The following is a 23538-nucleotide window of genomic DNA, read 5'->3' on the forward strand; positions in this document are numbered from 1 at the left end:
GTCAGGATTAAACCCGACTTTCTTTGACACCATGTTTTGCCTCCGCGATACGCTCTGGATGTGTATAAACATTCAGTGAACCATTCCTGATAAAACCAATAGTAGTGATTCCCAGCTCATCAGCAAGCTTAAGGGCAAGCTCTGTTGGAGCAGACTTTGATAACACGATCGGGCAGCCGATTTTGGCAACCTTCAGCAGTATCTCAGAAGAAATCCGGCCACTGAAAACAATCACTTTATCATGAATGGAGATCTCATTCTTCAGGCAATACCCATATATTTTATCGAGGGCATTATGGCGGCCAATATCCATGCGAGACACAACAGGACCGAACAGGCTGCAAAGTGAAGCATTATGGACTCCGCCGGTATTTTGAAAAAGCTGTGCAGAATCCTGCATTTCTTTCATAAGCCTGAAGCAGTCCTCTACCTCGATTTCAGTATTCACCTCATGAAGCTTTTTGGCTGTCCTGGCATCTGTAGCAAATACAAACGCTGACCTGCTCGCTCCACAGCAGGATGATAAGTAACGTTTCCCCTGCAAATTCTTGTAAACCGAATTGGACTTTGCGGTTTTCACATGAACAAATCCTTCTTTTTCCTGAATCCATAAATTTTCTATATCAGCATAACTTTTAATGATCCCTTCTGAAGCCAGATACCCTATGACCATTTCTTCAATAAAATCTGGCGTACAGACCATCGTAACGAGTTCGTCTCCATTTATTTTCACTGTGACAGTAAACTCTGTTACAATGCTGTCTTCCAATCTTTCGGCCTGGCCATTTCCGAAACGAAGGATCTCCCTTTTAACCTCGACTGGTTTCACAACAGCCATCCTCTCTCAATGAAATTTGCATTATATTGATTTACCTTTAGCCTAAATAAGAAAAATCAAACATGAAAAAGCAGGGAGCGGCATCCCTTCAGATGGTCCCTGCTTTTATCTTTATACTCTATTATCCAGTCTGCCATCCTTGCTTTGATGCAAGTCCTGATCTTCAGGAAGCTGAGTCGTCCTTTCAAGACCTTCTGTTTTTTCCCCCATGCCTTTAAGAAATTCAAAAAGCAATGACAATGCACGGTTGATTTCGGGATCTTTGAGTGAACGTACAATGTCAAAGTAACCTAGTTTATCGTTTTCACTGTGCCTGTATTCAGCCACTCTGGCAATACCGGAATTCAGCTTTAACAATAATGGTTCAAGCTGCTGGACATTGATTGTCCCAAGAACCCCCACCATTAACAATAGGTTCTTTATTGTATTGGTAGCCTCGGGATTGTCAGCTGCTTTAACAAGGACGTTAAGGATTTTATCTCCTTCGCTGAACAATCCATCAAGAAGCGACAGTACGCCACGTTCATTCATATGCTTGATAATATCCAGTGACTGTAAAATCGCTTCCTTGTTATCAAGGAGCGCCGTCTCAATTTCTTCGAGTTCCATTTTTCTTTTTTGTTCATCTGTAAGCTCAATCCTTTTGATATTGGTGATTGCTTTAGCCATGCTGGGTCCGCTCCTTTTTCACAAGATCTCCAGGGAAGAAATAATCTCGACGTGCCCACTTTTTTTGCACCTGGACGCCAATTTGCGGCTGTGGATTTCCGTAGCGGAAATTATTCCTTGGCAAAGGATTGGCGCCTTCATATTGGAGAATTTCCATTTTTGCTTTCGTCTCCTTATATGCTGGAGTATCTGTGTCCTTATCTCCATAGCTGCTTGTCAAGAGGTTGATCGCCGCATCACCCTGATCATTCATTGGAAGGTAGACTTCTTTGCCATGCACTCTGTCAGTCACAACACATCGTACCTTCAAATTGCCGAATGGTGAAGTTAATCGGACAAGCGTTCCATCTTTCAAGCCTCTTTCTTCAGCAAGCTCTGGAGATACTTCCAGGAAGGTTTCAGGAGTTTTTGAAGTAATTCCCTCCGACTTATAAGTCAGGTTCCCTTCATGGAAATGCTCCAGAAGTCGGCCGTTATTGACATGTATATCATATTCCTCACCAAATTGAACTGGGATCGACCATTTTACTGGGTATAGACGTGCTTTTCCATCCGGGAATGGGAAGCCGTCTAAATATAGAACAGGAGTGTCTGTGCCATCCGGCTGCACAGGCCATTGAAGGCTGTTGTATCCTTCCAGCCGTTCATAGGAAACACCAGAGTAGATCGGCATTAGACTGGCAGCTTCCGCCATAATTTCACCTGGATGCTGATATGTCCACCCTGCACCAAGACGATTTGCCACCTCAATCAAAATCTGCCAATCAGGTTTTGATTCACCAGCTGGCTCGAATACCTGGTACAATCGCTGGATCCGACGCTCGGTATTTGTAAAGGTACCTTCTTTTTCAAAGCTGGGACTTGCTGGCAAAACAACGTCAGCAAACTGGGCAGTCCTTGAAAAGAACACATCCTGGACAACCAGGAATTCTAATTTTTCATAGCCAGCCTGGACATGGTTAATATTTGAATCCACAAGGCCCATCTCTTCTCCCTTAATATAAAGGGATTTAAGTGTACCATTATGCATTCCTTCCACCATATCGTGATTATTTATCCCTGGCTCCGCAGGCAGCTTGGTTCCCCAGATCTGTTCAAACTTAGTGCGGGCCGCTTCGTCCGTTACCTTCTGATAACCTGGCAGTGAGTCGGGACTGCTGCCGAAATCGCCTGCACCCTGGACATTATTGTGACCGCGGAGCGGATATGCTCCTGTTCCTGGGCGGCCGTAGTTACCTGTAATTAATAACAAGTTTGAAATAGCGGTACTGGTGTCACTTCCGCCAAGGTGCTGTGTAACTCCCATTGCCCATAAGGCACAAACACTTTTTGCTTCATGAATGCTTTTAGCTATCTCAATGAGCGTTTCTTTAGATAGGCCTGTTGTTTTTTCTGCATATTCAAGAGTAAATCCTTCAAGACTTTCAACATACTCAGAAAGACCGTTAACCTTGTTTTCGAGGAATTCCCTGTCTGCCCAGCCCTGATCAATAATATATTTCGTTACCGCTGAAATCCAAACAAGGTCGCTGCCTGCCTTTGGCCTTATAAACATGTCCGCCCTGTCAGCCATTTCATGTTCACGAAGGTCAGCTACAATCAGCTTCTGACCATTTAGCTTTTGAGCTCGTTTTACTCTTGTGGCCAGTACTGGGTGAGCTTCTGCAGTGTTGGATCCTATAATGATGACTAAATCAGCCATTGCGATATCCTTGATGGATCCAGCATCCCCTCCATGGCCGACAGTCCTGAATAAACCAACGGTTGCAGGTGTCTGGCAATATCTTGAACAATTATCAACATTATTTGTTCCAATCACTGCCCTTGCCAGCTTTTGCATTAAATATGATTCCTCATTTGTACATTTGGATGAAGTAATGAAGCCAAGGGAGTCAGGTCCATATTCATCCTTGATTTTAGTAAACTTTTTAGAAATCAATGCAAGTGCCTCATCCCATTCAGCTTCCCTGAAGCTGTCACCTTCACGAATAAGAGGCTTGGTCAGTCGTTCTTCACTATTGACAAAATCCCACCCGAATTTTCCTTTTATACAGGTAGAAATACTGTTGGCGGGTGCTTCCACCTGCGGCTCAATCTTCAAAATCTCGCGTCCTTTGGTCCAGACATCAAAGCTGCAGCCAACTCCACAGTATGTGCAAACCGTTTTCGTTTTCTTAATTCTGGATTCACGCATTGCCGATTCCATGTCGGAAATGGCGAGGATGGAACCATACCCTGTTTCTACTCCCTTGGTAATCTCAATCATCGGTCGCAGCGTTTCTTTCGCAATTCCTGTCAGGAAGCCGGCTTCGCCTTCCATTCCTTTTTCCATCATGGCATTACATGGACAAACCGTAGAACAATGCCCGCAGGATACGCACGAGGATTCGTTGATTGGCACGTCGTTGTCCCAAATGACTCTAGGACGTTCACGCTCCCAGTCTATCCTTAAAGTTTCGGTTACCTGGACATCCTGGCAGGCTTCCACACATCTTCCGCATAGAATGCACTGGTCTGGATCATAACGATAGAAAGGGTTAGAATCGTCCCTTTCATAAGGTTTATGGTCAAAAGGGATGCTCTGGTGATTGATTTTCATTTCCTTGACGGTGTTATGTACCTCACACGTACCATTATTGTAATCACATACAGTACAGTAAAGTTCATGGTTATAAAGAATTTTATCCATTGCCATTGTTTGTGCCCTCTTGACATCAGGGGCAATAGTGTCAACGACATCTCCATTCTTCATGAAAGTAGAACAGGAACGGACCATTTCTCCATTCACTTCTACGATACAAGTATCACATGTCTCGATTGCACCAAGGCTTGGATGAAAACAGACACTCGGTACGTCAATCGAGCTGTCCGAAAGGTATTGAAGGATTGTTTGATTTCCGTCAGCCGTTACTTCGGCACCGTTGATTGTTACATTGATTTTGCCAGACAAAGCCTCATCTTCCTTTCTGTATATAATCACTCCCTTTTTCACTACCCTATACCTAAAGATCATTAACATTTTTTCGTTGTTTTTTAGAAAAATAAAAATCCTCATCGTTTTTCGTCACTTTTCTTCACATAAAAAAAGCCCTTTCAACAAGAAAAGGCTTTTCAGACAATAATTTGTTTGCTTGCAATCATCTGGAGTCATTTTGCGAAAAATCTTATAAAAATCTGCACGAGTTCCCTTCAGCTTCTTCAGAAGATAGATAATAAACTGTTCTTCCTCCAGGTGTTATTTCTTTTGCAAATCCCATTTTTTCTAATGGTGCATAATCCCCTTCTACCATAATGATTGATACATATAGCAGAGCCTGCAAATGAAATAAAGATAAATTGACTGACTCACTAAGCAAATCGTCGGACAGCAGATTTACTAATACAGCAGCCCTGCCCGCAATCCCCATAGTTTCCTTAGCAAATATTATTGCTGCCTCCACATTCTCAGAAATGGAGGAAGCACTGCTATAGACATCATTCCAGGAATCGTCGAAAACATATGCTTCCCATGATGTTTTCTTGGAAGCCGTGTAAAATTCAATCCGTAAGAATTGCTTCTGGTCATCATAAAAGTAGATTGATTCCATCATGCGCAACTCGTCCCTCCTTGGTGTAGGAATAGTCTTCCCAAGCCTGCATTTGTTAATAATATTCTTTAGTATTAAAAATAGTGATTGGTAAAATACTTTGAAATGCAGAGATTCTGCATGATTTTTTCCATTAGGGGAAAGTAAACATATAGAAAGGCATGATGAAAGGAGGATTAATATATGAAGAATGAGCACAATGACCCGAAAAGCCCTGACCAGGAAAATAATCAGGAACACAGCATGGTCTGCAATGATCAATTATTTTATCAGGAATTAAGGATCGCGGCTGAAGAGGCAGAACGTGATCATATGAAGAATGAACAATCGAATCCATAAAAAAAGAAAGGCTGATCGGCCTTTCTTTTTTTTATGGATTAACTAATGAACCTGTCTCTTTCTGCAGCTTCTTCTTCCCGTTGGGTTTCACGTTCTTCATACCAAAATTTAATATGGGTCAGGATGGAGAATACAAGAAAGAAATTCATGGTCCAGACGCTGACAAACGGGGCTATGCCCCCAAAATCAATCGTTTCATACTGTTTAAGTACCATGACAATATATGACTCAATGAACACAAGGACAAAGCCGGCTACACCTGCAATTGCCATTCGCATCATAATCAATAACCACCTTATCGTTTATTATCAGATTATTAAAATAATACGATTAATTATTGATTAACGCAACTATTTTGTTCACTATTTTGCCACATTTACTCTTGACAATTTGTCATACTATTTATTATCTATTCAGTCTCTTTTGTTTAAGCATTATTTCATATGATTTTTCTATAATATCCGTCAAAACATCGCCTTTGTATATCCTGCCGATTTTGGTATTATCCTGATAGTATTCCACAATTTCATCTAGTTTGTCCGAAGTTTCTCTGGACACTCTCACGTTGAGTTGAATTCTCTGGGCTTCATTCATATAGCTGGTTTCCCTCCAAATCCTTTTGACTCCAAAAATCACTATCTATGTGCTAGCAATCTGATATTATGTAGATATATGTCGCTAACTTTGCAGCAACGCACTCTATTTTAACACATTTCAACGGCTTAAAACACCAAGATACAGTTTTTGCACCCTACTCTCAGGGTAAGTTATAAACAAACCATAAATTCATAGTTCGTTGAGGATTTTAAAAAGAACTGGAGAAGGCAATGAAATTGACAAAATGGTCCTATACCAAAAGATATAATATAAAAGCTCATTTTGATGAGTTTCCTAACTCCGCAGTATTATTCAGGCAAATCAAAGATTACTATTTTGTTTATACTGTAAACTGGGCTATAAGTGACCCTGTTGTCACAAAACAGTCTTTGGAAGAAATGGAATGGCTGCTCAACACTGAACTTGGGACACTGGATAGCTACCGCCTCAGGAAAGTTTTCGATAGAGCCAGAGAATGAGAAGTTTTTTGAAATAACATTAGGGTGAAATGAAAAGCTTTTAAGATTGAAAACAAGAGAGTTTTAAAATGGCTTTACAGTTCCATAACAAGGTTGGCTGCTTCCTTTCTCATCAGATCGAGTTCATCGGTTTGTTTATATCCTTCCAACAGGGCAGTGGAAAGCTTTTAAAAAGGCCAGCGATATAAACAAAACCCAGAACCTGTTTAGAGGTGCTGGGTTAATCATTACTTTACTCCTTTATCGAAACTATTTCTTCCCAATCAATGCTTCCATTTTTAATTTGTTCACGTTTTTCTTTATTCATGATATCTGCAGGTTTGCCCCCTTTTGGCCAGTCTCCTTCATGCCCTTCGAATTCTGGTCTGTCGTGCGAAAGAATATATGCTGCTACATCGATTGCCTGCTGGTCAGTCAATGTTCCTCCCTGTCCTTTTGGCATATTTTTTTGAACATATCCCGCCATTTTAGTCAATCGTGACATTCCAGCTCCATCATTAAAAGAATTCTCACCCCAGACAGCAGGTCCCGTGTTGCTGCCGGTTCCCCCACCATCTCCTGCATGGCAGCTTGCACAAGATTGGGCATAAACCTTCTCACCATCCTCAATACTTGGGACAGGGAATTGCTTTGGCTCTTTTTGAGCTCTCCATGGAATTTCAGACCCCGCAGGGACGCCTTCAGACATATAGTGTAAATATGCGATCATAGCTCTCATTTCCTTACTGTCTTCCGGTATCATCTTGCCATTCATGCTGCGAATCATACACCCGTTAATTCGGTCTTCGAGAGTGTACACTTCACCTTCACGCGGCCTGTATTCCGGATAAACTGCAGTCAGCCCAATCATAGGGGCTTCTTCCTTGACTGTTCCTCCGTTCGCATGACAGCTTGCACAGGACAAATTATTTCCTACGTACTCATCGGCAACCTTATTGGTTTCCATCATTAAGTCATACCCATATTTAATGCTTTCTCCCAACGGTCCTTCCGGTACATTTTCCATGCTGGGCGGATTGAATTCAATGACATTGCTGCTGTCACCCTTGGACTGCTGAGGTGCTGTAGCTGTTTCAGCTGGCCCTAAATCCTGGCTTATTTTCCAGCCGACAAATAATGATCCAGTGATTAAAAATCCAATAATAATTGCAAGACTGTGCTTCAATATATTTCCTCCTTATGTAGCAATTTGAAGTTTACAACCCACTTCCTATATACCCATTATAGTATATTTACAACGATGTTTTTTCTATTAAATATGTATAAATAATGAATACTATAAAAATAGGAACTGGATTTCTCCAGTTCCTCCTTCCCATTTTCATAAAAATACAGATCCTGTAATGAATGATCTTGCCCAGGCAATATGCACGCCTAAAGGCTATTTATATTTCTGGGTCTGCACCATCATCGGCAATTTCATTGTCAAGATCTGTTGGTTCCTGTTCATCGTTAATGAGTCAAGACCTTCCATCCTTCTTTCAACATTACCATGCAGTTGATGCTATAAGAATGTGAAGAAATTACGGAGGTCCCTGTTTCTTGTTTTATCGATTTATTCCTTCTAATTCCACGAAAATCCCTTTAAAATATTTCATTTCCCTTGTTATCTCTATTCCCGACTCTCTCATATATCGTCCAGTATTACGATTTAAATGACAACCATCGCAAAGGTGTTTCCATGCAGGGGTTAGAAAATCCTGCAGGGAAGCCAGGGAGCGGGATTCAGTCCTTACATGTTCAAACAGGACAATCCTTCCTCCCTGTTTACAGACCCTTTTTATTTCTTTGAATACTTTGTGTGGATCCTCTACAGAACATAAAACCAGCGTCGCTATAACAGTATCAAACTCTCCATTCTTAAACGGAAGTGTCTCGGCCATTCCCTTATGGAATTCCACTTTTAGCCCATTTTCTAGAGCTCTGTCTCTTGCTTGATCAATCATGAATGGATTTGGTTCCACAGATACAAGCCTGTCCACTTTTTCTTTTGAATAGTAAGGAAAATTGGCTCCGGTACCTGTACCAATTTCAAGTATTTCCCCCTCAAGATCAGTGATGATCTTTTTCCTCACACGGGCAATCCATCTTTTTTCAAGTGGACTCATTAACATGTCATAAAAAAAAGCGAATAATTTTGCCACAAAGTAAGCTCCTCACAGTTTGTTTTCCTAATTATATATAAAAAGAACTCTAATTAGCCAATCAATTCTTTTCGTGAAAACGAGATAGGAACATAATTAGGTAAAAAGAAAAAAGACAGCCTGGCAGGGGCTGTCTTACACGTTTAATCAGGGTTTTAGAACAACTTTTATGCAATCGTCTTTTCTGTCGTTAAAAATATCATACCCTTTAGCTGCATCATCAAGAGGTATTTTGTGAGTTATGATATCAGTAGGGTCGAATTCGCCATTAACTACCATATCATATAGTTTTGGCATGTAATGAATTACCGGGGCCTGCCCCATTTTCATTGTGATATTTCGTTCAAAAAAACGTCCAAGCGGGAACATATTATATCGCAGTCCATATACTCCCGTTACTTGAACCGTACCAAATTTACGTACAGCGGTATGGGCAATTTCCAGTGCAGAAAGAGTTCCGCCCTGAAGCTTCAATTTTTGTTCCACTTTTTCCACTACCGATTTCTTTCCGTCCATTCCAACACAATCTATGACCACATCAGCCCCGCCATTTGTCAAGTCCTGAAGGAATTTCCCAGGGTCATCTTGCTGTGTAAAATCAAAAATTTCCACATTATTGGTTTTCCTGGCATGCATGAGCCTGTAGTCAAGGTGGTCAACAGCAATGACCCTTTTTGCCCCTTTCATCCAGGCAAATTTCTGAGTCATCAATCCAACTGGTCCGCTTCCAAGGACAATAACTGTATCCCCTTTTTTTACACCGGCATGCTCTACGCTCCACCAGGCTGTTGGAATGACATCTGATAGAAACAATAACGATTCATCTTCAAGCTCGCATGATTCAGGTACGACGAACGAAGTGAAATCTGCAAAAGGTACCCTTAAATACTCTGCCTGTCCTCCTGGATGGTTTCCATACTGTTCGGTGTAACCAAAATATGCTCCGGTATCCTTGTATTCGTTTGTGTTATCACATTGACTTTCCATCTGGTTTTGACAGAAAAAACACTCTCCACAAGAAACGTTGAAAGGAATAACGACTCTGTCTCCCTTTTTCACACTTTGGACAGCCGGGCCTACTTCTTCAACTATTCCCATTGGCTCATGGCCAATGATATAGCCTGGACGCAACGGCATATTCCCCTGGTATAGATGGAGGTCCGATCCGCAAATGGCCGTTGAAGTAATTTTGACAATCATATCTTTTTCATGCTCAATTTTCGGCGCTTCTACATTTTTAACTTGTACGTCTTTAGATCCCTGGTACGTAACTGCTTTCAAAATTCTCCACCCCATTCCTATTAAGTACATTTTTAAAAGTTCCCTTTTACTATTGGAAAAAAACATGTTTGGAAGTTTTACCAATAATTAGCTCGATACATAAATGATCATGCAATAAAGCAACTTATAAAATGGAGGTGTTTATGAATGGAACCAAAACAACCTGGAAATAAGAATCTTCCCGACTTCAAGGAGATGACCGACAGGATTATTGCTGAACCGGCAACCGGCCCGCAACTTGTCATTAAAACAAATCTTGACCCAAGTGAGGTTACTGAAGAAAACCCTTATTACAAGAATGATCAAATAACAGATTCGGAACAATTCAATGAATTTTTCAAGGAGTAAACAATGGAAAAAACACAAGCCTATCTTCGCGAAATAGTATCTAATTATACTGAGACATATCCGCTCAGCAGAAAAATCTATCAAAGGTTAGAAAAAGGGAACTACCCTTCGGAAGGTGATTTTGTCAGGGACCTGACTATGGAAGAGATAGAATTTTTAAATAAAATCCTTCCTGAAGCAATTGAATATGCTAATAATGAATCAGATGAAAAACGCGCACAACAGCTGAACGAAGTTTATGAGTTGCTTTGATCACATTAAGAATTCACTCATTATCGCTATAAATACAATGAAGGGTACCCTAAAAGGTAAAAACTTTTGGGACACCCTCTTTCTTTTTAGAATGGCTGGTAAATGGTCCATTTATTTCCGTTGCAGGCACTAGGCTTACTGCAGGGCCTCTCCAAAACCGCATAAAAAAAAACGAGGCGACTCTAAGGGGGTAATTCAACCCTTTGAGTCAGCCTCTTTCCTATCCTTTTGCTGAAGCGGTATCTTCATCAATTGGCTCCTCGCCCGTCTTATCTCTATGATAGATCGCATTGATTTCTCCTCCAAGCACAAGTGCCAGGCCTGTCAGGAACAACCATAGCATTAAGACAATAACTCCGCCTAAACTTCCGTAAGTGGCCGAGTAATTGCCGAAATTGCTTACATAAAATGAAAACCCCAGTGAAATCAACTGCCAGACAATAGTGGCGAAAACTGCTCCTGGCAGGACATGTTTAAATGGATAATGTTTGTTTGGAGCGATTCGATACAAACCTGTCAAAACTGCCACCATAACAACGATTCCGATGACCCATCTAAGAATGTTGAAAATGATATCAAAAGGTTCAGGAATAGAAATAATTGTCTGAACTGTATCGAGGATGACATTACCAAATACAGGAAGCAATAGAGCTACTACTACCGATAGAATCAAGCCGATAGTCAGTAAAATCGATACTAATCTTGCTTTGACGAAGGATCTTGTTTCCTTTACATCAAGGGCAATATTCATCGCTTTCATGAAGGCATTCATTCCGTTTGATGCGGACCAAATCGTCCCGATGATACCGAAAGTAAGAAGGCCGCCATTCCGCTCACTGACAAGTTTGACAACATTGTCCCTTAAAAGTTGCGCAGATTCTTTTGGCAATAATTGATTGACAACATTGATTGCTTTTTGTGGATCTATATTCAGGTAAGGGACAATGGCAATCAACAGAATCAGCATCGGAAACAATGCCAGCATATAATAATATGCCTGCTGGGCAGCAAGTCCGGTTGCCCTGTCTTTTTTCAGCTCTTCAAACAAACTTTTTCCATAGAATATCACTTTTTCTTTCACTTAAGGTCCACCTCTTTTCTCCTTAACAATATGCTTGTCTTTTCCCCTTCCTGCGATGTTTTAATCATGAATAAAAAAATGAAAAAAAGACCATCACTGGTCTTTTTAAATTAAAACTGATTTAGTTTGGATCTAGTTATTTGGTTCAACTGTTCTTGATTATTAAACCTAGAGAGCGATATCCACGCTAATTATTTGTCCTCTTCTACATAAGGATCATGTTCGTATGCTGGCAGGTCACCAAAAGAGGTCATGATTCCCTCCCTATCCAACTCTTCCTCATATTTATCATGCTGTTTATTCGGGTATACGGTTATCTCTTTGCCGGTGATATCGTTACCGACAAAGTTTTCAAAATCCTCTACATAACCAATGTTTTCTTCTGATTCAATATAAGTATCATTATAATGGTCTTGCGGCTTCATGAAATCAGAAGGACTTTCTGAAGTTCCCCAGCTTGATACTTCCTGCCACGAATCCTCTGCATCAAATGCGACGTTTTCATCTTTGTTATCCAGATCGAATTTCCCGAATGGGGGCATAAGTACACCTTCTTCGATTGGCCTGTTATGCGAAACTGTCCTGTCTGGGGTATGCTCGACACAGAACCTTGTTTCAGGCACTGCTTTTAGACGATCATAGGGAATGTCCTTTCCACAGACTCCGCATTTACCATAGCTTCCTTTCTCGATAGCCTGTAATGCCAGATCGATATTTTTAATTTGGTATTCAAAATGTCCGTTTAGTGCAATGTCTTTTTCGCGTTCATATAACTCGGTTCCCTCATCACCGGGATGGTTATCATAACTTGATAGCTCTCCCGTTGATTCATGAGCATGCCCGCTTCTTAAATCAAAATGGTCATTCGCATCGAGATGAGCTTCGAGTTCTTTTTGGTTATTAATCAGATCTGCCTGAAGTTCCCTTAATTGCCCGCTTGTAAGCATTTTAGGTGCTCCTTTCATAGTAACGGTTTCTCTTAGCTTGCTGCATTACCCTATATTTAATTAACGGTAATAAGTGTTATCTTTCCCGCAAGTACCACTTTTTCGCCTGAAGTCATAGTATGTAGGAAAACATTTAAAATGGAGTGATGCCTATGCCTTTAATCGACAACGGGTTTCTATCACCACATGTTTTCAGTAAAACTGAGGATATTGCAAAACCGGATAACCAGGAGAAATTTCGTTTAAATTACCTTCATGAGGTATTGAATGAGCAGCAAAAACTGAATCAGGAATTGTCAAATGGTGTTTTAAAATTTGATAATACGCTGCAACAAAACAGGAAGGAACAATTTCAACAATTCCATCAGCTGATTGCCTCCCTGACTAAACAAGAAAATTTATCAGAAAAGGTGATTGCAAATATATATGAGCAGAAGGAATCCACTTCTGGCATTGATGACAAATTAATGAAGCTGGAAGCCTTGCATGATCAATTTTCAAAGGCATATATAAATAAGGAACTGACAAGCCAGGCCATATTAGACCAGCTTGCATGCCAGCAATCAATGATCCTGGAATTAAACAGAAAACTGCTCGAGTATGAGGATGTCACCAATGCTCTTGTCATTCAAGCTCAAAAACAGGAAGAGCTGCAAGATATGATGGCAAGGCATATTGACTTGCAAGGAGTTTTCCATGAGACAGTCATGGAGCAGCTCGGCAAGCAGGATGCTGTAGGGGAAGGAATTTCTAATCAGTTAAGTGAATTAAGAACTTCTTTCTCCACAAAAGCAAATGAAATTCTGGAAAAAATTGAAAATCAATATTCAAAAATGACACATTTTTTCTTAAGACTTATTATGCCTAATATTACCCAAAAGAAAATAATAAAAGGCAAAATGTTTAAGACAGAAAAAAATCAGGAAAAATAAAAGGAGGATTGGCAAATTGCCATTCCTCCTTTTTTAAAAAATTTAATCCAAAATTGTTACTTTTACTTGCTTCCTGCCCCATTCAGTTGCACCACTTTGGGTAGGGATAAACACATCTATACGATTCCCTTTGATAGCTCCGCCGATATCCTCAGCAGTTGCATAGCCATAGCCTTCGACATGAACTTTTGAACCTAGCGGAATCACAGATGGATCAACAGCAATAACTTTCGCATCAGGATTGGCCTTCAGGTTGACTCCTGTCTTAGTGATGCCGGAGCATCCCGCACAATCCGCAGTGTATGCTGTCGCTTCAACAGTTATTTGGTTCGCCGCAGCTGCAGGCTTTGCTGCAGTGGTTGTTTTTGCCGCCGGTGCGGAAACTGGTGTAGCAACCGGTGTAGCTGCCGGCTTGGCTGCAGAAGTTTTTTCGACATTCATTTCAACAGGCATATCAGTATAAACAGCCAGTTTCATTCCAGGACGGATCAGGTCCGAAGATAATTTATTCCACTCTTTAAGATCATTCACTGACACGTTATAAGCTTTTGAAATCTTCCAGAGAGTATCTCCTTTTCTAACATTAACATACTTAATAGGAGATACTTCTAATAAATCATTTGGGTGAATAACATCACTTGAAAGTTTATTCCATTTTTTTAGTGAATCTACTGATACGCCGTATTCTTTTGATATACCCCATAGTGTATCTCCTTTATGTACGACGATTTCCTCTGCCTGTGCTTGAGTTCCGGCAGCTCCAGAAATTGCCGCAGCTGCAACCAAAGATAATAATGACTTTTTCATTTGTTTGCCTCCCATCGGCTAATTTTTATCACGTGAATTATCGTAACATAGAATTTCCGGAGAAAAAGAACAAGCACATTTAAATTGGATTACGAGAATAACAGAATTATAACGGGAACATGTCATTTATCCAGAATATTCAGATAACATGAGTCATTCATATCAGGGATTCCTATTTATTTTGAAAATTATCCCAATATATTCTAGGTGCACCTAATTTTTCCTTAGCGAACAGATGTATTTTGGATAAATAAATCTACTTTTCATGACATTAAACTTTTAAATATCCACCGTAACAGATGTACTATATAAATGCGGAATTGGCCCAGTCATTAAATTTTTTCATTCAAAAAAATAAACCCCCCTACAAATAAGGGGAGTTTTGCATTAGTTAGGCAATTTTTTCGATCTTCACTGCACATGCCTTGAATTCCGCTGTACCAGAGATAGGGTCATATTCATTTAATGTAAGGACATTTGTTGGAACCTCTGACCAGTGAAAGCTCATGAAAACAAGCCCTGGAACAACTTGTTCAGTTATTTTAACCTTTACATCGAGTGTTCCCCTGCGTGAACTTACCCTCACAAGTTCTCCATCGTTAATATTCATACGCGAGGCATCCTCAGGATGAATGTCCAATGTTTCTTCCATTTGTTTTATTTTGACTCCTGGTGCATAATGCCGAGTCTGTGTGTGTGTATTATATGATTCATATCGTCTGCCGGTTGTCAGGGTGAAAGGATATTTCTCATCAGGAAGTTCAAGCGGCGGTGTGAATTCAACTGGCACAAAGCTGGATGGCTGCTTATTTTCCTTATCCACATGAAATCGCTCATGAAGGATTTTCGTGCCAGGATGATTTTCGTCTGGGCAAGGATAGTGGATTCCGTATTCCTTCTCCAGACGTTCGTATGAGATTCCTCCATACATCTCCCAGGCAAGTTCGCGCACTTCATTCCATATTTCTTCGCTGGAGCTGTACTTCATTTCATAGCCCATCCTTGATGAAAGCTCGCAAAGAATTTCCCAATCTTCTTTCACCCCTGGCTGTGCCCCAACAGCGGTTCGGACTCGCTGTATCCTCCGATCTGTATTCGTATAAGTACCGTCTACCTCTCCCCATGATTTGGCTGGCAGGACTACATCAGCCATTTCAGCCGTTTCTGTCATAAATATATCCTGGACGATTAATAAATCTAGATTCTCCAATAAGCTTCTGGTATGGTTCATGTGAACGTCTGCGACTAGTGGATTTTCTCCAATGCAGTATAATGCTTTGATCTCTCCTGTTACAATTTTATCTAAGGTCCTGGTTTGGGTATCTCCAACTTTTCGGCTGATTTGCCTATTCCATGCGTTTTCGAACCGCAAACGGTATTTTTCATCCAGCAAACTGACTGCACCAGCCAGCTGGTTAGGCAAGCAACCCATATCTCCCGCACCCTGGACGTTATTTTGTCCTCTCAAAGGCATGATGCCTGATCCTTGCTTTCCAATATGACCAGTGAGCAGGGCGAGATTCGCGATATCAAACACATTGTTTACCCCGCAATGATGCTCGGTGATCCCAAGTGTGTAGGCGATCATTGAACGGTTTGAGGCTGCATACAGCCTTGCCACCTCGATGATATCTTCGGCGGTGAGACCAGTGATTTTTGCTGAATATTCAGGGGTATAACGTTCAACCTTTGTAAGCAAGGCTTCAAAATCAGCAGTGTTTCTGCCGATGAATCCATCGTCATATAATTTCTCTGTTATGATGACTCGAATCATTGCATTGATCAATGCTATGTCTGTACCTACATTAATCTGCAGATGCTTATGGGCGGACTTGACCATATCAATCCTTCTAGGGTCTATTACCACCACTTTCAGGCCATTCTTGGCAGCCTTTTTTATTCGATTGCCAATAATCGGGTGTGCCTCGGTCGTATTTGATCCCATAAGCAATAAAACTTCTGCTTCATCTATGTCATCTAAGGTATTCGTCGGGAAACCGCTTCCAAAAACAGTCGCCAGACCGGCGACACTAGGAGCGTGTCAGGTTCGATTGCAACCATCAATATTATTGCTCCCAACGACAGCTCTCATAAACTTTTGTGTAACATAATTGGATTCATTAGTAGTTCTTGCGCAAGCAAACAAAGAAATTGCTTCTGGCCCAAACTCCATTTTTATATCTGATAATCGGCTTGCGATATAATCGTAAGCTTCATCCCATGTTGCTTTGACAAGTTCTCCAGCTTTTCTGATCATAGGCGTCTTCAATCTTTTTGGTGCGTGGACATATTGATAAGCAAATGCCCCTTTCACGCATGTCTGCCCTTTATTCACGGGCGCTTCTTTATCTCCCCTGATTTTTACTATCTTGTTATCTTCCACTTCTACAATCAAACCGCAGCCTGTACCACAATAACCACATACAGTTCTAATCTGGCTAATCAATGACATAGCATTCCCTCCGGTTTCTTTTAATACAATCCCTACTTTCATATTAGTCTAATTTTTCTTGGCGATGTATGAATTCCAACAGAATTTTTTGTCATATTACCAACATTTTATCGACATATATTTTCTTTTCTTTCTACAATTTGGTCAAAAAAAAGGCAGAACAAAAATTCTGCCTCCCTAATGTTTCCTTTATGCAATTTTTGCTGGTAGCATAATCTTGAACGTTGTTCCTTTATTCTGCTCACTTTCAATATACACCTTGCCATTATGGCTCTCGATGATTTTAAAGCTGACCATAAGACCAAGACCATTGCCGTTTTTCTTTGTGGTATAGAAAGGTTCCCCAATTTTCTTAAGTGTCTCTGGAGGGATTCCTACACCTGTATCCTTTATGGAAATGAGGACATTACCATCCTGGATTTCTGTTTTAACTTTTAAATCTCCACCATCAGGCATTGCCTCTATGCCATTCTTAATGAAATTCAGAAAGACTTGTTTAAGCCTGTTTTCATCACATTCAATCTGGATGATTTCATCAGGCGCTTCAAATTCCAGTTTGACATTTCTCTTTCTAGCTTCAAATTTAAGCATTGCAACAACGTTTTGAACAATCGGGATGATGTTCTTTTCCTCGAGTTCGACAGCCTTCGGTTTGGCAAGAACCATGAACTCTTCTACAATGTTATTTACCCGATCAATTTCATCCAGGATGATTTCGATAAACTCCTGACGCTGTGGATCGGTTTCATCCAACTGCAAGAATTCAGCATATCCTTTCATGCTCGTAAGAGGATTTCTGATTTCATGGGCCACACCTGCCGCAAGCTGTCCTACAGCTGCAAGCTTATCCTGGCGGTGAAGCATTTCTTCCGATTTTTTCTTCTCGGTAATGTCATTACGGATGGCAAGGTACTGATACGGCTTCCCATTTTCATTCAAAAAAGGGACAATCGTCGTGTCAACCCAGTAAAAGGAGCCATCCTTCGCTCTATTACGGATTTCCCCTTTCCATACCTGCCCTGAGCCAATCGTTTTCCATAGGTTCTTAAAGAACTCTTTTGAATGCAATCCAGAATTCAAAATGCTGTGATCATTTCCAATCAATTCTTCTCTGCTATACTTAGAGATTTCACAAAACTTATCATTAACATTTTTAATGATGCCTTTCTCATCAGTAAAAGCAACTATTGAGGACTGATCAAGGGCAAAATTAATATCACTGACTTCCTTAAGCGTTTCCCTCAGGCTGGCCTCTGCCTGCTTTCTCTGAGTTATGTCGGAACGAATCGAGACATATTGATAAGGTTTTCCTTTACTGTTCAAGAAGGGAACTATCGTCGTATCAACCCAGTAATAAGAACCATCCTTCGCCTTATTTCGGATTTCTCCCTTCCATACTTTTCCCGACCCAATTGTCCTCCATATGCCTTTGAAAAAATCCTTAGAATGAAGTCCTGAATTTAAAATTGAGTGATTTTGGCCCAATAATTCGGCTTCACTATAACCGGAAATCTCAATAAACTTGTCATTTACATACGTGATATTCCCTTTTGGATCCGTAATCGCTACAATGGCTGATATATTGAGTGCGTCTGTAATATCTTTTAAATTGGTATCAGTAACCGCAAGCCTTTTGCTGATCAGCGCACTTGATCCTATCAAACCAGCAAGAATCACTATAGAAATAAAAGCAATCAAGTAACTGATCAAAGATTCAGGTATACCATTTTGTTTAACTAAGCCATTACTTAAATCAATCATTGAAGCCCGCGTTAAAAGAAAATGACCTTCAACAATTGCAGCAGTTACGAAGAGAGCACTTAAGGGTTTAATCCATCCATGGTCACCCTGAGTAAAATTTTTGGAAAAGAAAAGCATCCAGAAGGAAAAGTAAAATGAAGCAAAAACAAGTGCAAGCCCAATCATGAGAATCGCTGGCTGATAAGTAAAATCTAACCGCATTGAATACATTCCCAGAATATGGACCACTATAACAGCCAGCAACATGAATAAACTGCCTACCAGCAAATTCCCCTTATTAACTGTTTTTCCAGTCATTGTGTAGAAAGCAATCGCTGTAAATGAAATAACCAGGATTATTGATAGGACAGTAATAGGAATACGGTAAGAAATATTGCCATTGAGATTCAGTGCAAGCATCCCAAAGAAATTCATCACCCAAATTCCTATTCCAAGGGAAAAAGTTCCGCCCAGAAACAAAAATCTTTTATTTCGGTCCGAAGATTTAATTAAACTGAATAAGTCCAGTGCTGTATACGATGACATGATCGTCAATAAAATAGCAACCAGCAATAATATTGGATTGAAGGATAATTCTAGATTATCCATTTAGCATCATTCCTCATTTAGAGTTTCATATAGATTGTATGTTAAAAACGCGAAGAATAAAAGAGGTTATTAAATAATATGTAATAAACTTGTCACTTTTATCTCTTGACAAAAATAATCATTGTAATATAACAGCATATTTAGAATAACCTAGTCCAATTTCATCTCTCTTATATTGTCATGGTATATTGCCTTGGAAGGAATATTATAAACATCCATTTTAAAAATTTTTTAAAAAAGTCTACACAAATTGCGTAATTATGTTTATACTGTACTATAACAGGTTAAGTAAAACATAAATTGTATTATAAAAGGAGGAGTTTTAATAATGATGAGTCCGGTTGAGTTTTTTCGCAATTTGCCTAAGAAGGTTTGCCCAGAATGTGGGGAAGGAATGCACGAGCAAGCAGAATCCTACCTGATGGAATGTGATCGCTGCTTATCCAAAAAAGAGGAATAGAAGACAGTATAAGGTACAATTTTAAAATAGCACTTTTTGAATAAGGCGCAAAGGACTGAAGGCAAACTGAGTGAAAACTCATCTTTACCTTCAGTCTTTTCATTTAGTTGGTGGAGAGAGACTGAATTTTCATTCCATCGCATAGTTACTGTGCGCAGCTCGCCATGATCCATCCCTATTAACGCTAATGAAGTGCTTACCCTATCAAGCAGTGCACCTAGCCGATTTATCAAATAGATTTTGTTAAAGCCGGCTTGATAATTTCAAAGAAACATTTCATTTAAAAAGATATTTCAATGGATTTTTTGAGATCATCAGTCAGAAATAAGTTGTGGTATTTATGACAAAAAAAAGAAGCTCATTTTAAGAGCTTTTTTTAACATCTTAGGAGACCCAACCAGCATCAGCCCAAAACTTTTTGGAACTATTGAGTTGTATAAAACTTCTCCTACTATAGCCGATGTGTGCTTGTTCCGTATATAAAGGTTCTTTTCATAAAAAGTTTACCCCTTTTATGATGACCCTTAACAAACACATGATTCGGTATAATCACCGAGAGACTCATTATTCCCCTGGGAAGTGATCAGCCATATCCTCCTTTTCACCACGCATCCTTACTTACCATTCCAATGGTTAAAGTCTGCAAGGAATGTCTTCACCTAATAACTGTTGGGCAAATTTCCTGTTTGACCTCCCTTTACCTGTTCTTTCCCAAGTATTCAGAAACCTAGTGAATACTCTTTTGGTTAAGAGCTTTTTTTCAGCGTATCAATAATGAATAGGCGGAAATTTTACTCTTTGCCATCTGAATTGAACCGATTAAAGGAAAACAGATTTGACTGGCAGTATTATTGGGAAAACGCTCCTGCGGCGAGTGATTCTGACATTATGATGATAAGCTTTCTTTCCTATGGGAATAATCCTTTTTCGTTCACTACGGAACGAACACAATTGGTTGAGCCTCCTAAGATGTTAATGACTTTCTTCTTACACTCTTATTATACCACCGATACTAAATGTAAACCCTTACATTTGTGTCTATATAATGACTTTTCCATTATCGTTTTAGGATAATTTGCCGGTATAACCTATTTTCGTTTACAAAAACTATAAGAACCAGGGGGTGAGATTATGATTTCAAATAAAGATGAAAGCAGCAAAAAAACGCTTAAATCTTCCTATACACCAAATCAAAGGTTTGTGCCTGGTGGATCTGTAGATGAACACCGGAATGTTGAAGCGGGGAATATTATTCTTACCGGTGATGAAATAAAACAACAAAACGAAAACCTTTAATATTTTTCAATAACTGAATGAAAGAAAGGAGATTTTTAGCTTGGATTTGATTGATCCAAAAAATTTAAAAACAGGCGATGAAGTATATGTTATTTATCGGAACCCTCATGTACCTTCTGTTGCGAATATCAAGGCTGGGGAAATTGTTCAGCATCCCAAAGATCCCAAAGCACTGGCTCTTTTCTTGAACGAAACATTTCATGTTATAGAGGATGATGATGCTCTCTTCGCTACACAGGCTGCAGCGGAAAAAGCCAGTTCTCAGGCACTGAATCCCTATGATGCCTGGTAAGCCTTTTAGGGTTTAACAGCATTTTGAAGGGGTAAATTATAATTGCAAGCCAATTTCCATTAGGAGGGATTGAACATGAAAGTTCTTTCAGCATCTTCTAAGCTTGTCATTGGCTCTGCACTTGAAGGAGGATTTGTCTATCTAAAGAAAGGCACCCTTACCCCCAACAAAGTGATTCGACGCGGAAAACTTTAAATGTACAAATCCTCTTTCAATAAAAGCACATCCGCTTTGGATGTGCTTTTATCTATGCAGCCATATAACAGTTTAAGAGCAGTCTCTTAAAGATCAGTCCTTTTTACAGGTTCCTCTTCGTTATTCGTTTGGTTTCCAGTACTGGACGTATAGCCTACCCTGTACACAAAGTCTTTCTTTTTCTTAAGTGCATCTGGCATTTTATATTGTTCACCATTCGATTGGAACTCACCTTTTTCAGACACTAGAATACCCTCCTTCCCTTACTGGTAGCCCCTTCTGTTCAACTCTTCGTCTCCACCGGAAGAGCGTTCTATTAAACCGCCTACTTCGCCCTCCACATAGCTATCACTGGCTTGTTCGTGGGTCATTGCAAGTCCGTTTGAAAGTTCATCTTTCTTTTGATAGTCCGATGTATCATACATTCTCCCGGCTATTCCTGCATCCTTATTTTTATCTTTTGCCACAAAAATCCCTCCTTTCGTTTACTCCGGTTATTTTTTGCTTAAATATATAAACCATACTTCTCAATTCTTAAAGATGTAAAGCTGGTAAGGGATACGAAAGATTTGTCTTTTTTCTTTAGCCCTGATATATGAACAAAAACCCCCTCCAAATAGGAAGGGGAGTTCATTACTGAATGCTTGTCTCAGCAGACGTTCTTTTATCATCTTGCAGAAGCCAGACTGTCAGCAAGACGCCTACTAAAGTCAAAGCAGCAAAGAACAGATAGACAACATATATGCTAAATTCTTCAAAAATCACTCCGCCAATGAATGTGAAGAACCAGTTACCGAGACCATTCCCAACAGCGGAGTAAATAGTAACAGCAGTGGCCGTGATATGAGAAGGGGTAATATCGCGAATATACTGTAAACCTGCCGGAATAAATAAACCAAGCGAGAATCCCTGTATTACAGCGGATGCATAGATAAGAGCCAATGCCGGCTCCGTAAAATAAAAAACCCATCTGATTAACGAGACTAGTGAAGCAATTAAAGCAACTTGGAGAAGACCCAATCTGTGAATCCAGCTTCCGGCAGCCTTCATGAACGGAATTTCTGATAACACTGCAATAAGAAATGCGATGCCAATACCTGTATAGGTCCCTCCTCTATCTTCTACAAACAAACTGAAATAAAAATTATTGGCAAGATTAGGACCAAAAATCATAAATGTCACACCAAGGAAAACCAGGAACTTCTTCATCTTAATTAAATCTTTCATCCCAGATAAAAGGCTATTTGGCCTGTCATAAGATTCTTTAGGCATTTTTTTTGAAAACAAGGCAGCAATCACTAAAGTCAGGAAAAATGCGTAAAAAATCACCTGGGGATTCCATTCAGATAATCTACCCATAACAAACACAGCCAGCCCGAAGCCAAGTGAACCGAACAACCTGACGTTTCCATAATTAACACCAGCATTGCTTGTATATTTTAAAGAAATACTATCAGATAAAGGAATGATGGCACTTTGAAAAATGGCCAGAAAGGTTGCGACAATTAAAAACAAAAGAAATTCTTCGAATAACAGATAACCCAAAGCAGCAAATCCGGTGATCGATGTCGTTATCGTCAACAGCCGATTATGAATATTTTTCATGTCGGCAAGCATTCCCCAGAAAGGCTGGAAAAAGATCATGACTACGGGGCCAATTGATAAAATGAGACCAATCTGATAGCCATTCAATTTCTCCACTTCACTTAAATAAACACTTAATAATGGAAAAAGACTTCCAATCCCAAAAAAGACAAATAGATAAAATCCCTGAAGCGTAAGGATATCCCGCTTAACTTTCTTCTCCATCTGAATCCTCCATGCTGACGATTTATAGAGTTATATTTTACCACTATTTTAATATAAGAATAGATAATTTCCTTTTATACAAAATAAAAGCATAAAATAAAGCGTTTTCATTTTGAAGATGTCATGTTAAAATATTGTTGTTTTTGGTGATCAGACGTCTGCTCACTCGTTTAGTTTATCCATCTGGCCATTTGAGGCGGTGAAAATTATGAGAGAAATAATCTTGAGTTTAGTTGCTGGTTTAATTGTTGGAATCTTATTTAAATTCCTCAAGCTTCCGCTTCCTGCCCCGCCAGTACTGGCAGGAGTACTTGGAATTGTCGGCGTTTATTTAGGCGGAGTACTTGGAGAATGGATCCTTAATTCCTTTAAAGGATAAGGAAA

General features: G+C 39.9%; 26 protein-coding genes. 9 read left to right on the forward strand and 17 right to left on the reverse strand.

Annotated elements, in window-relative coordinates; genetic code table 11:
* Positions 1-7: 7 nt before the first annotated feature.
* From fdhD to B5X77_RS18040, 4 genes are all read right to left on the reverse strand, one after another.
* Positions 8-829, reverse strand: coding sequence for a formate dehydrogenase accessory sulfurtransferase FdhD (gene fdhD / locus B5X77_RS18025; RefSeq protein WP_079509319.1), 822 nt, complete (start codon positions 827-829; stop codon positions 8-10).
* A 120-nt stretch (positions 830-949) separates the two neighbouring features.
* Entirely contained in the window at positions 950-1507 is a 558-nt protein-coding gene (locus tag B5X77_RS18030) for a helical membrane plugin domain-containing protein (protein ID WP_079509320.1), read from the reverse strand.
* A complete protein-coding gene (gene fdhF / locus B5X77_RS18035) occupies positions 1500-4520 on the reverse strand; it encodes a formate dehydrogenase subunit alpha (RefSeq protein WP_373887821.1) in 3021 nt (1006 codons plus the stop codon). The genes B5X77_RS18030 and fdhF (B5X77_RS18035) overlap by 8 nt, the downstream gene beginning before the upstream one ends.
* Before the next feature lie 151 nt (positions 4521-4671).
* A complete protein-coding gene (locus B5X77_RS18040; RefSeq protein ID WP_139378387.1) occupies positions 4672-5097 on the reverse strand; it encodes a hypothetical protein in 426 nt (141 codons plus the stop codon).
* A 180-nt stretch (positions 5098-5277) separates the two neighbouring features.
* Here B5X77_RS18040 and B5X77_RS23455 point away from each other — a divergent pair, with 180 nt between their 5' ends.
* Positions 5278-5433, forward strand: coding sequence for a hypothetical protein (locus tag B5X77_RS23455; RefSeq protein WP_176167366.1), 156 nt, complete (start codon positions 5278-5280; stop codon positions 5431-5433).
* Positions 5434-5471: 38 nt separating this feature from the next.
* Here B5X77_RS23455 and B5X77_RS18045 read toward each other — a convergent pair whose 3' ends face one another.
* Positions 5472-5714 carry a hypothetical protein gene (locus tag B5X77_RS18045; protein WP_079509322.1) on the reverse strand — a complete coding sequence of 81 codons (243 nt, stop codon included), beginning with the start codon at positions 5712-5714 and terminating at the stop codon, positions 5472-5474.
* Between the two features lie 124 nt (positions 5715-5838).
* Positions 5839-6027 (reverse strand): hypothetical protein, encoded by a 189-nt coding sequence (locus B5X77_RS18050; protein ID WP_079509323.1) that lies wholly within the window; start codon positions 6025-6027, stop codon positions 5839-5841.
* A gap of 233 nt (positions 6028-6260) precedes the next feature.
* Here B5X77_RS18050 and B5X77_RS18055 point away from each other — a divergent pair, with 233 nt between their 5' ends.
* On the forward strand, positions 6261-6509 hold the full coding sequence (locus B5X77_RS18055; RefSeq protein WP_079509324.1) for a hypothetical protein: 249 nt from the start codon (positions 6261-6263) through the stop codon (positions 6507-6509).
* 232 nt (positions 6510-6741) lie between these two features.
* Here the strand turns inward: B5X77_RS18055 and B5X77_RS18060 are convergent, their stop codons facing one another.
* The 3 genes from B5X77_RS18060 to B5X77_RS18070 form a co-directional block, all read right to left on the reverse strand.
* Positions 6742-7674: a c-type cytochrome gene (locus B5X77_RS18060; RefSeq protein ID WP_079509325.1), complete on the reverse strand. Its 933-nt coding sequence runs from the start codon at positions 7672-7674 to the stop codon at positions 6742-6744.
* Positions 7675-8056: 382 nt separating this feature from the next.
* Positions 8057-8653, reverse strand: a complete 597-nt coding sequence (locus tag B5X77_RS18065; RefSeq protein WP_079509326.1) for a class I SAM-dependent methyltransferase — start codon at positions 8651-8653, stop codon at positions 8057-8059.
* A gap of 147 nt (positions 8654-8800) precedes the next feature.
* On the reverse strand, positions 8801-9934 hold the full coding sequence (locus B5X77_RS18070) for a zinc-dependent alcohol dehydrogenase (RefSeq protein WP_079509327.1): 1134 nt from the start codon (positions 9932-9934) through the stop codon (positions 8801-8803).
* Between the two features lie 147 nt (positions 9935-10081).
* On the opposite strand from B5X77_RS18070, the gene B5X77_RS18075 reads away from it, so the two are divergent.
* A complete protein-coding gene (locus B5X77_RS18075; protein WP_079509328.1) occupies positions 10082-10282 on the forward strand; it encodes a hypothetical protein in 201 nt (66 codons plus the stop codon).
* A gap of 3 nt (positions 10283-10285) precedes the next feature.
* Entirely contained in the window at positions 10286-10534 is a 249-nt protein-coding gene (locus B5X77_RS18080; RefSeq protein WP_079509329.1) for a sigma-G-dependent sporulation-specific acid-soluble spore protein CsgA, read from the forward strand.
* A gap of 220 nt (positions 10535-10754) precedes the next feature.
* Here the strand turns inward: B5X77_RS18080 and B5X77_RS18085 are convergent, their stop codons facing one another.
* Entirely contained in the window at positions 10755-11615 is an 861-nt protein-coding gene (locus B5X77_RS18085; RefSeq protein ID WP_079509330.1) for a YihY/virulence factor BrkB family protein, read from the reverse strand.
* Between the two features lie 191 nt (positions 11616-11806).
* Positions 11807-12562: a TraR/DksA C4-type zinc finger protein gene (locus B5X77_RS18090; protein ID WP_079509331.1), complete on the reverse strand. Its 756-nt coding sequence runs from the start codon at positions 12560-12562 to the stop codon at positions 11807-11809.
* Between the two features lie 152 nt (positions 12563-12714).
* On the opposite strand from B5X77_RS18090, the gene B5X77_RS18095 reads away from it, so the two are divergent.
* Positions 12715-13494 carry a hypothetical protein gene (locus tag B5X77_RS18095; protein WP_079509332.1) on the forward strand — a complete coding sequence of 260 codons (780 nt, stop codon included), beginning with the start codon at positions 12715-12717 and terminating at the stop codon, positions 13492-13494.
* Positions 13495-13536: 42 nt separating this feature from the next.
* On the opposite strand, the gene B5X77_RS18100 is transcribed toward B5X77_RS18095, so the two are convergent.
* From B5X77_RS18100 to B5X77_RS18115, 3 genes are all read right to left on the reverse strand, one after another.
* Positions 13537-14301, reverse strand: coding sequence for a 3D domain-containing protein (locus B5X77_RS18100; protein WP_079509333.1), 765 nt, complete (start codon positions 14299-14301; stop codon positions 13537-13539).
* Positions 14302-14692: 391 nt separating this feature from the next.
* On the reverse strand, positions 14693-16795 hold the full coding sequence (fdhF, locus tag B5X77_RS18105) for a formate dehydrogenase subunit alpha (protein ID WP_306807374.1): 2103 nt from the start codon (positions 16793-16795) through the stop codon (positions 14693-14695).
* 147 nt (positions 16796-16942) lie between these two features.
* Positions 16943-19102 carry a PAS domain S-box protein gene (locus tag B5X77_RS18115; RefSeq protein ID WP_079509336.1) on the reverse strand — a complete coding sequence of 720 codons (2160 nt, stop codon included), beginning with the start codon at positions 19100-19102 and terminating at the stop codon, positions 16943-16945.
* A gap of 325 nt (positions 19103-19427) precedes the next feature.
* On the opposite strand from B5X77_RS18115, the gene yhfH reads away from it, so the two are divergent.
* From yhfH to B5X77_RS18125, 3 genes are all read left to right on the forward strand, one after another.
* Entirely contained in the window at positions 19428-19562 is a 135-nt protein-coding gene (gene yhfH / locus B5X77_RS18120) for a protein YhfH (RefSeq protein ID WP_079509337.1), read from the forward strand.
* Positions 19563-20693: 1131 nt separating this feature from the next.
* A complete protein-coding gene (locus B5X77_RS23460) occupies positions 20694-20858 on the forward strand; it encodes a hypothetical protein (protein ID WP_176167368.1) in 165 nt (54 codons plus the stop codon).
* Between the two features lie 40 nt (positions 20859-20898).
* Entirely contained in the window at positions 20899-21150 is a 252-nt protein-coding gene (locus tag B5X77_RS18125) for a transcriptional regulator SplA domain-containing protein (RefSeq protein ID WP_079509338.1), read from the forward strand.
* 281 nt (positions 21151-21431) lie between these two features.
* On the opposite strand, the gene B5X77_RS23465 is transcribed toward B5X77_RS18125, so the two are convergent.
* From B5X77_RS23465 to B5X77_RS18135, 3 genes are all read right to left on the reverse strand, one after another.
* A complete protein-coding gene (locus B5X77_RS23465; protein ID WP_176167295.1) occupies positions 21432-21590 on the reverse strand; it encodes a hypothetical protein in 159 nt (52 codons plus the stop codon).
* Positions 21591-21608: 18 nt separating this feature from the next.
* Positions 21609-21812, reverse strand: coding sequence for a YozQ family protein (locus tag B5X77_RS18130; protein WP_257391853.1), 204 nt, complete (start codon positions 21810-21812; stop codon positions 21609-21611).
* 166 nt (positions 21813-21978) lie between these two features.
* On the reverse strand, positions 21979-23154 hold the full coding sequence (locus B5X77_RS18135; RefSeq protein WP_079509339.1) for an MFS transporter: 1176 nt from the start codon (positions 23152-23154) through the stop codon (positions 21979-21981).
* Between the two features lie 208 nt (positions 23155-23362).
* On the opposite strand from B5X77_RS18135, the gene B5X77_RS18140 reads away from it, so the two are divergent.
* Positions 23363-23533, forward strand: coding sequence for a XapX domain-containing protein (locus B5X77_RS18140; protein WP_079509340.1), 171 nt, complete (start codon positions 23363-23365; stop codon positions 23531-23533).
* The last annotated feature ends 5 nt before the right edge of the window (positions 23534-23538 follow it).

It is taken from the genome of Mesobacillus jeotgali (assembly GCF_900166585.1).
In the GTDB taxonomy this organism is placed as follows: domain Bacteria; phylum Bacillota; class Bacilli; order Bacillales; family Cytobacillaceae; genus Mesobacillus; species Mesobacillus jeotgali_A.

What these genes read in the sequence shown, in the direction of transcription:
- B5X77_RS18040 (WP_139378387.1), bottom strand. Translation starts at nt 5,097, where the DNA reads ATGATGGAATCAATCTACTTTTATGATGACCAGAAGCAATTCTTACGG.
- B5X77_RS18075 (WP_079509328.1), top strand. Translation starts at nt 10,082, where the DNA reads ATGGAACCAAAACAACCTGGAAATAAGAATCTTCCCGACTTCAAGGAG.
- B5X77_RS18080 (WP_079509329.1), top strand. Translation starts at nt 10,286, where the DNA reads ATGGAAAAAACACAAGCCTATCTTCGCGAAATAGTATCTAATTATACT.
- B5X77_RS18050 (WP_079509323.1), bottom strand. Translation starts at nt 6,027, where the DNA reads ATGAATGAAGCCCAGAGAATTCAACTCAACGTGAGAGTGTCCAGAGAA.
- B5X77_RS18135 (WP_079509339.1), bottom strand. Translation starts at nt 23,154, where the DNA reads ATGGAGAAGAAAGTTAAGCGGGATATCCTTACGCTTCAGGGATTTTAT.
- B5X77_RS18055 (WP_079509324.1), top strand. Translation starts at nt 6,261, where the DNA reads ATGAAATTGACAAAATGGTCCTATACCAAAAGATATAATATAAAAGCT.
- B5X77_RS18095 (WP_079509332.1), top strand. Translation starts at nt 12,715, where the DNA reads ATGCCTTTAATCGACAACGGGTTTCTATCACCACATGTTTTCAGTAAA.
- B5X77_RS23460 (WP_176167368.1), top strand. Translation starts at nt 20,694, where the DNA reads ATGATTTCAAATAAAGATGAAAGCAGCAAAAAAACGCTTAAATCTTCC.
- fdhF (WP_373887821.1), bottom strand. Translation starts at nt 4,520, where the DNA reads ATGATCTTTAGGTATAGGGTAGTGAAAAAGGGAGTGATTATATACAGA.
- B5X77_RS18140 (WP_079509340.1), top strand. Translation starts at nt 23,363, where the DNA reads ATGAGAGAAATAATCTTGAGTTTAGTTGCTGGTTTAATTGTTGGAATC.
- B5X77_RS18115 (WP_079509336.1), bottom strand. Translation starts at nt 19,102, where the DNA reads ATGGATAATCTAGAATTATCCTTCAATCCAATATTATTGCTGGTTGCT.
- B5X77_RS18045 (WP_079509322.1), bottom strand. Translation starts at nt 5,714, where the DNA reads ATGATGCGAATGGCAATTGCAGGTGTAGCCGGCTTTGTCCTTGTGTTC.
- B5X77_RS23455 (WP_176167366.1), top strand. Translation starts at nt 5,278, where the DNA reads ATGAAGAATGAGCACAATGACCCGAAAAGCCCTGACCAGGAAAATAAT.
- B5X77_RS18030 (WP_079509320.1), bottom strand. Translation starts at nt 1,507, where the DNA reads ATGGCTAAAGCAATCACCAATATCAAAAGGATTGAGCTTACAGATGAA.
- B5X77_RS18100 (WP_079509333.1), bottom strand. Translation starts at nt 14,301, where the DNA reads ATGAAAAAGTCATTATTATCTTTGGTTGCAGCTGCGGCAATTTCTGGA.
- B5X77_RS18090 (WP_079509331.1), bottom strand. Translation starts at nt 12,562, where the DNA reads ATGCTTACAAGCGGGCAATTAAGGGAACTTCAGGCAGATCTGATTAAT.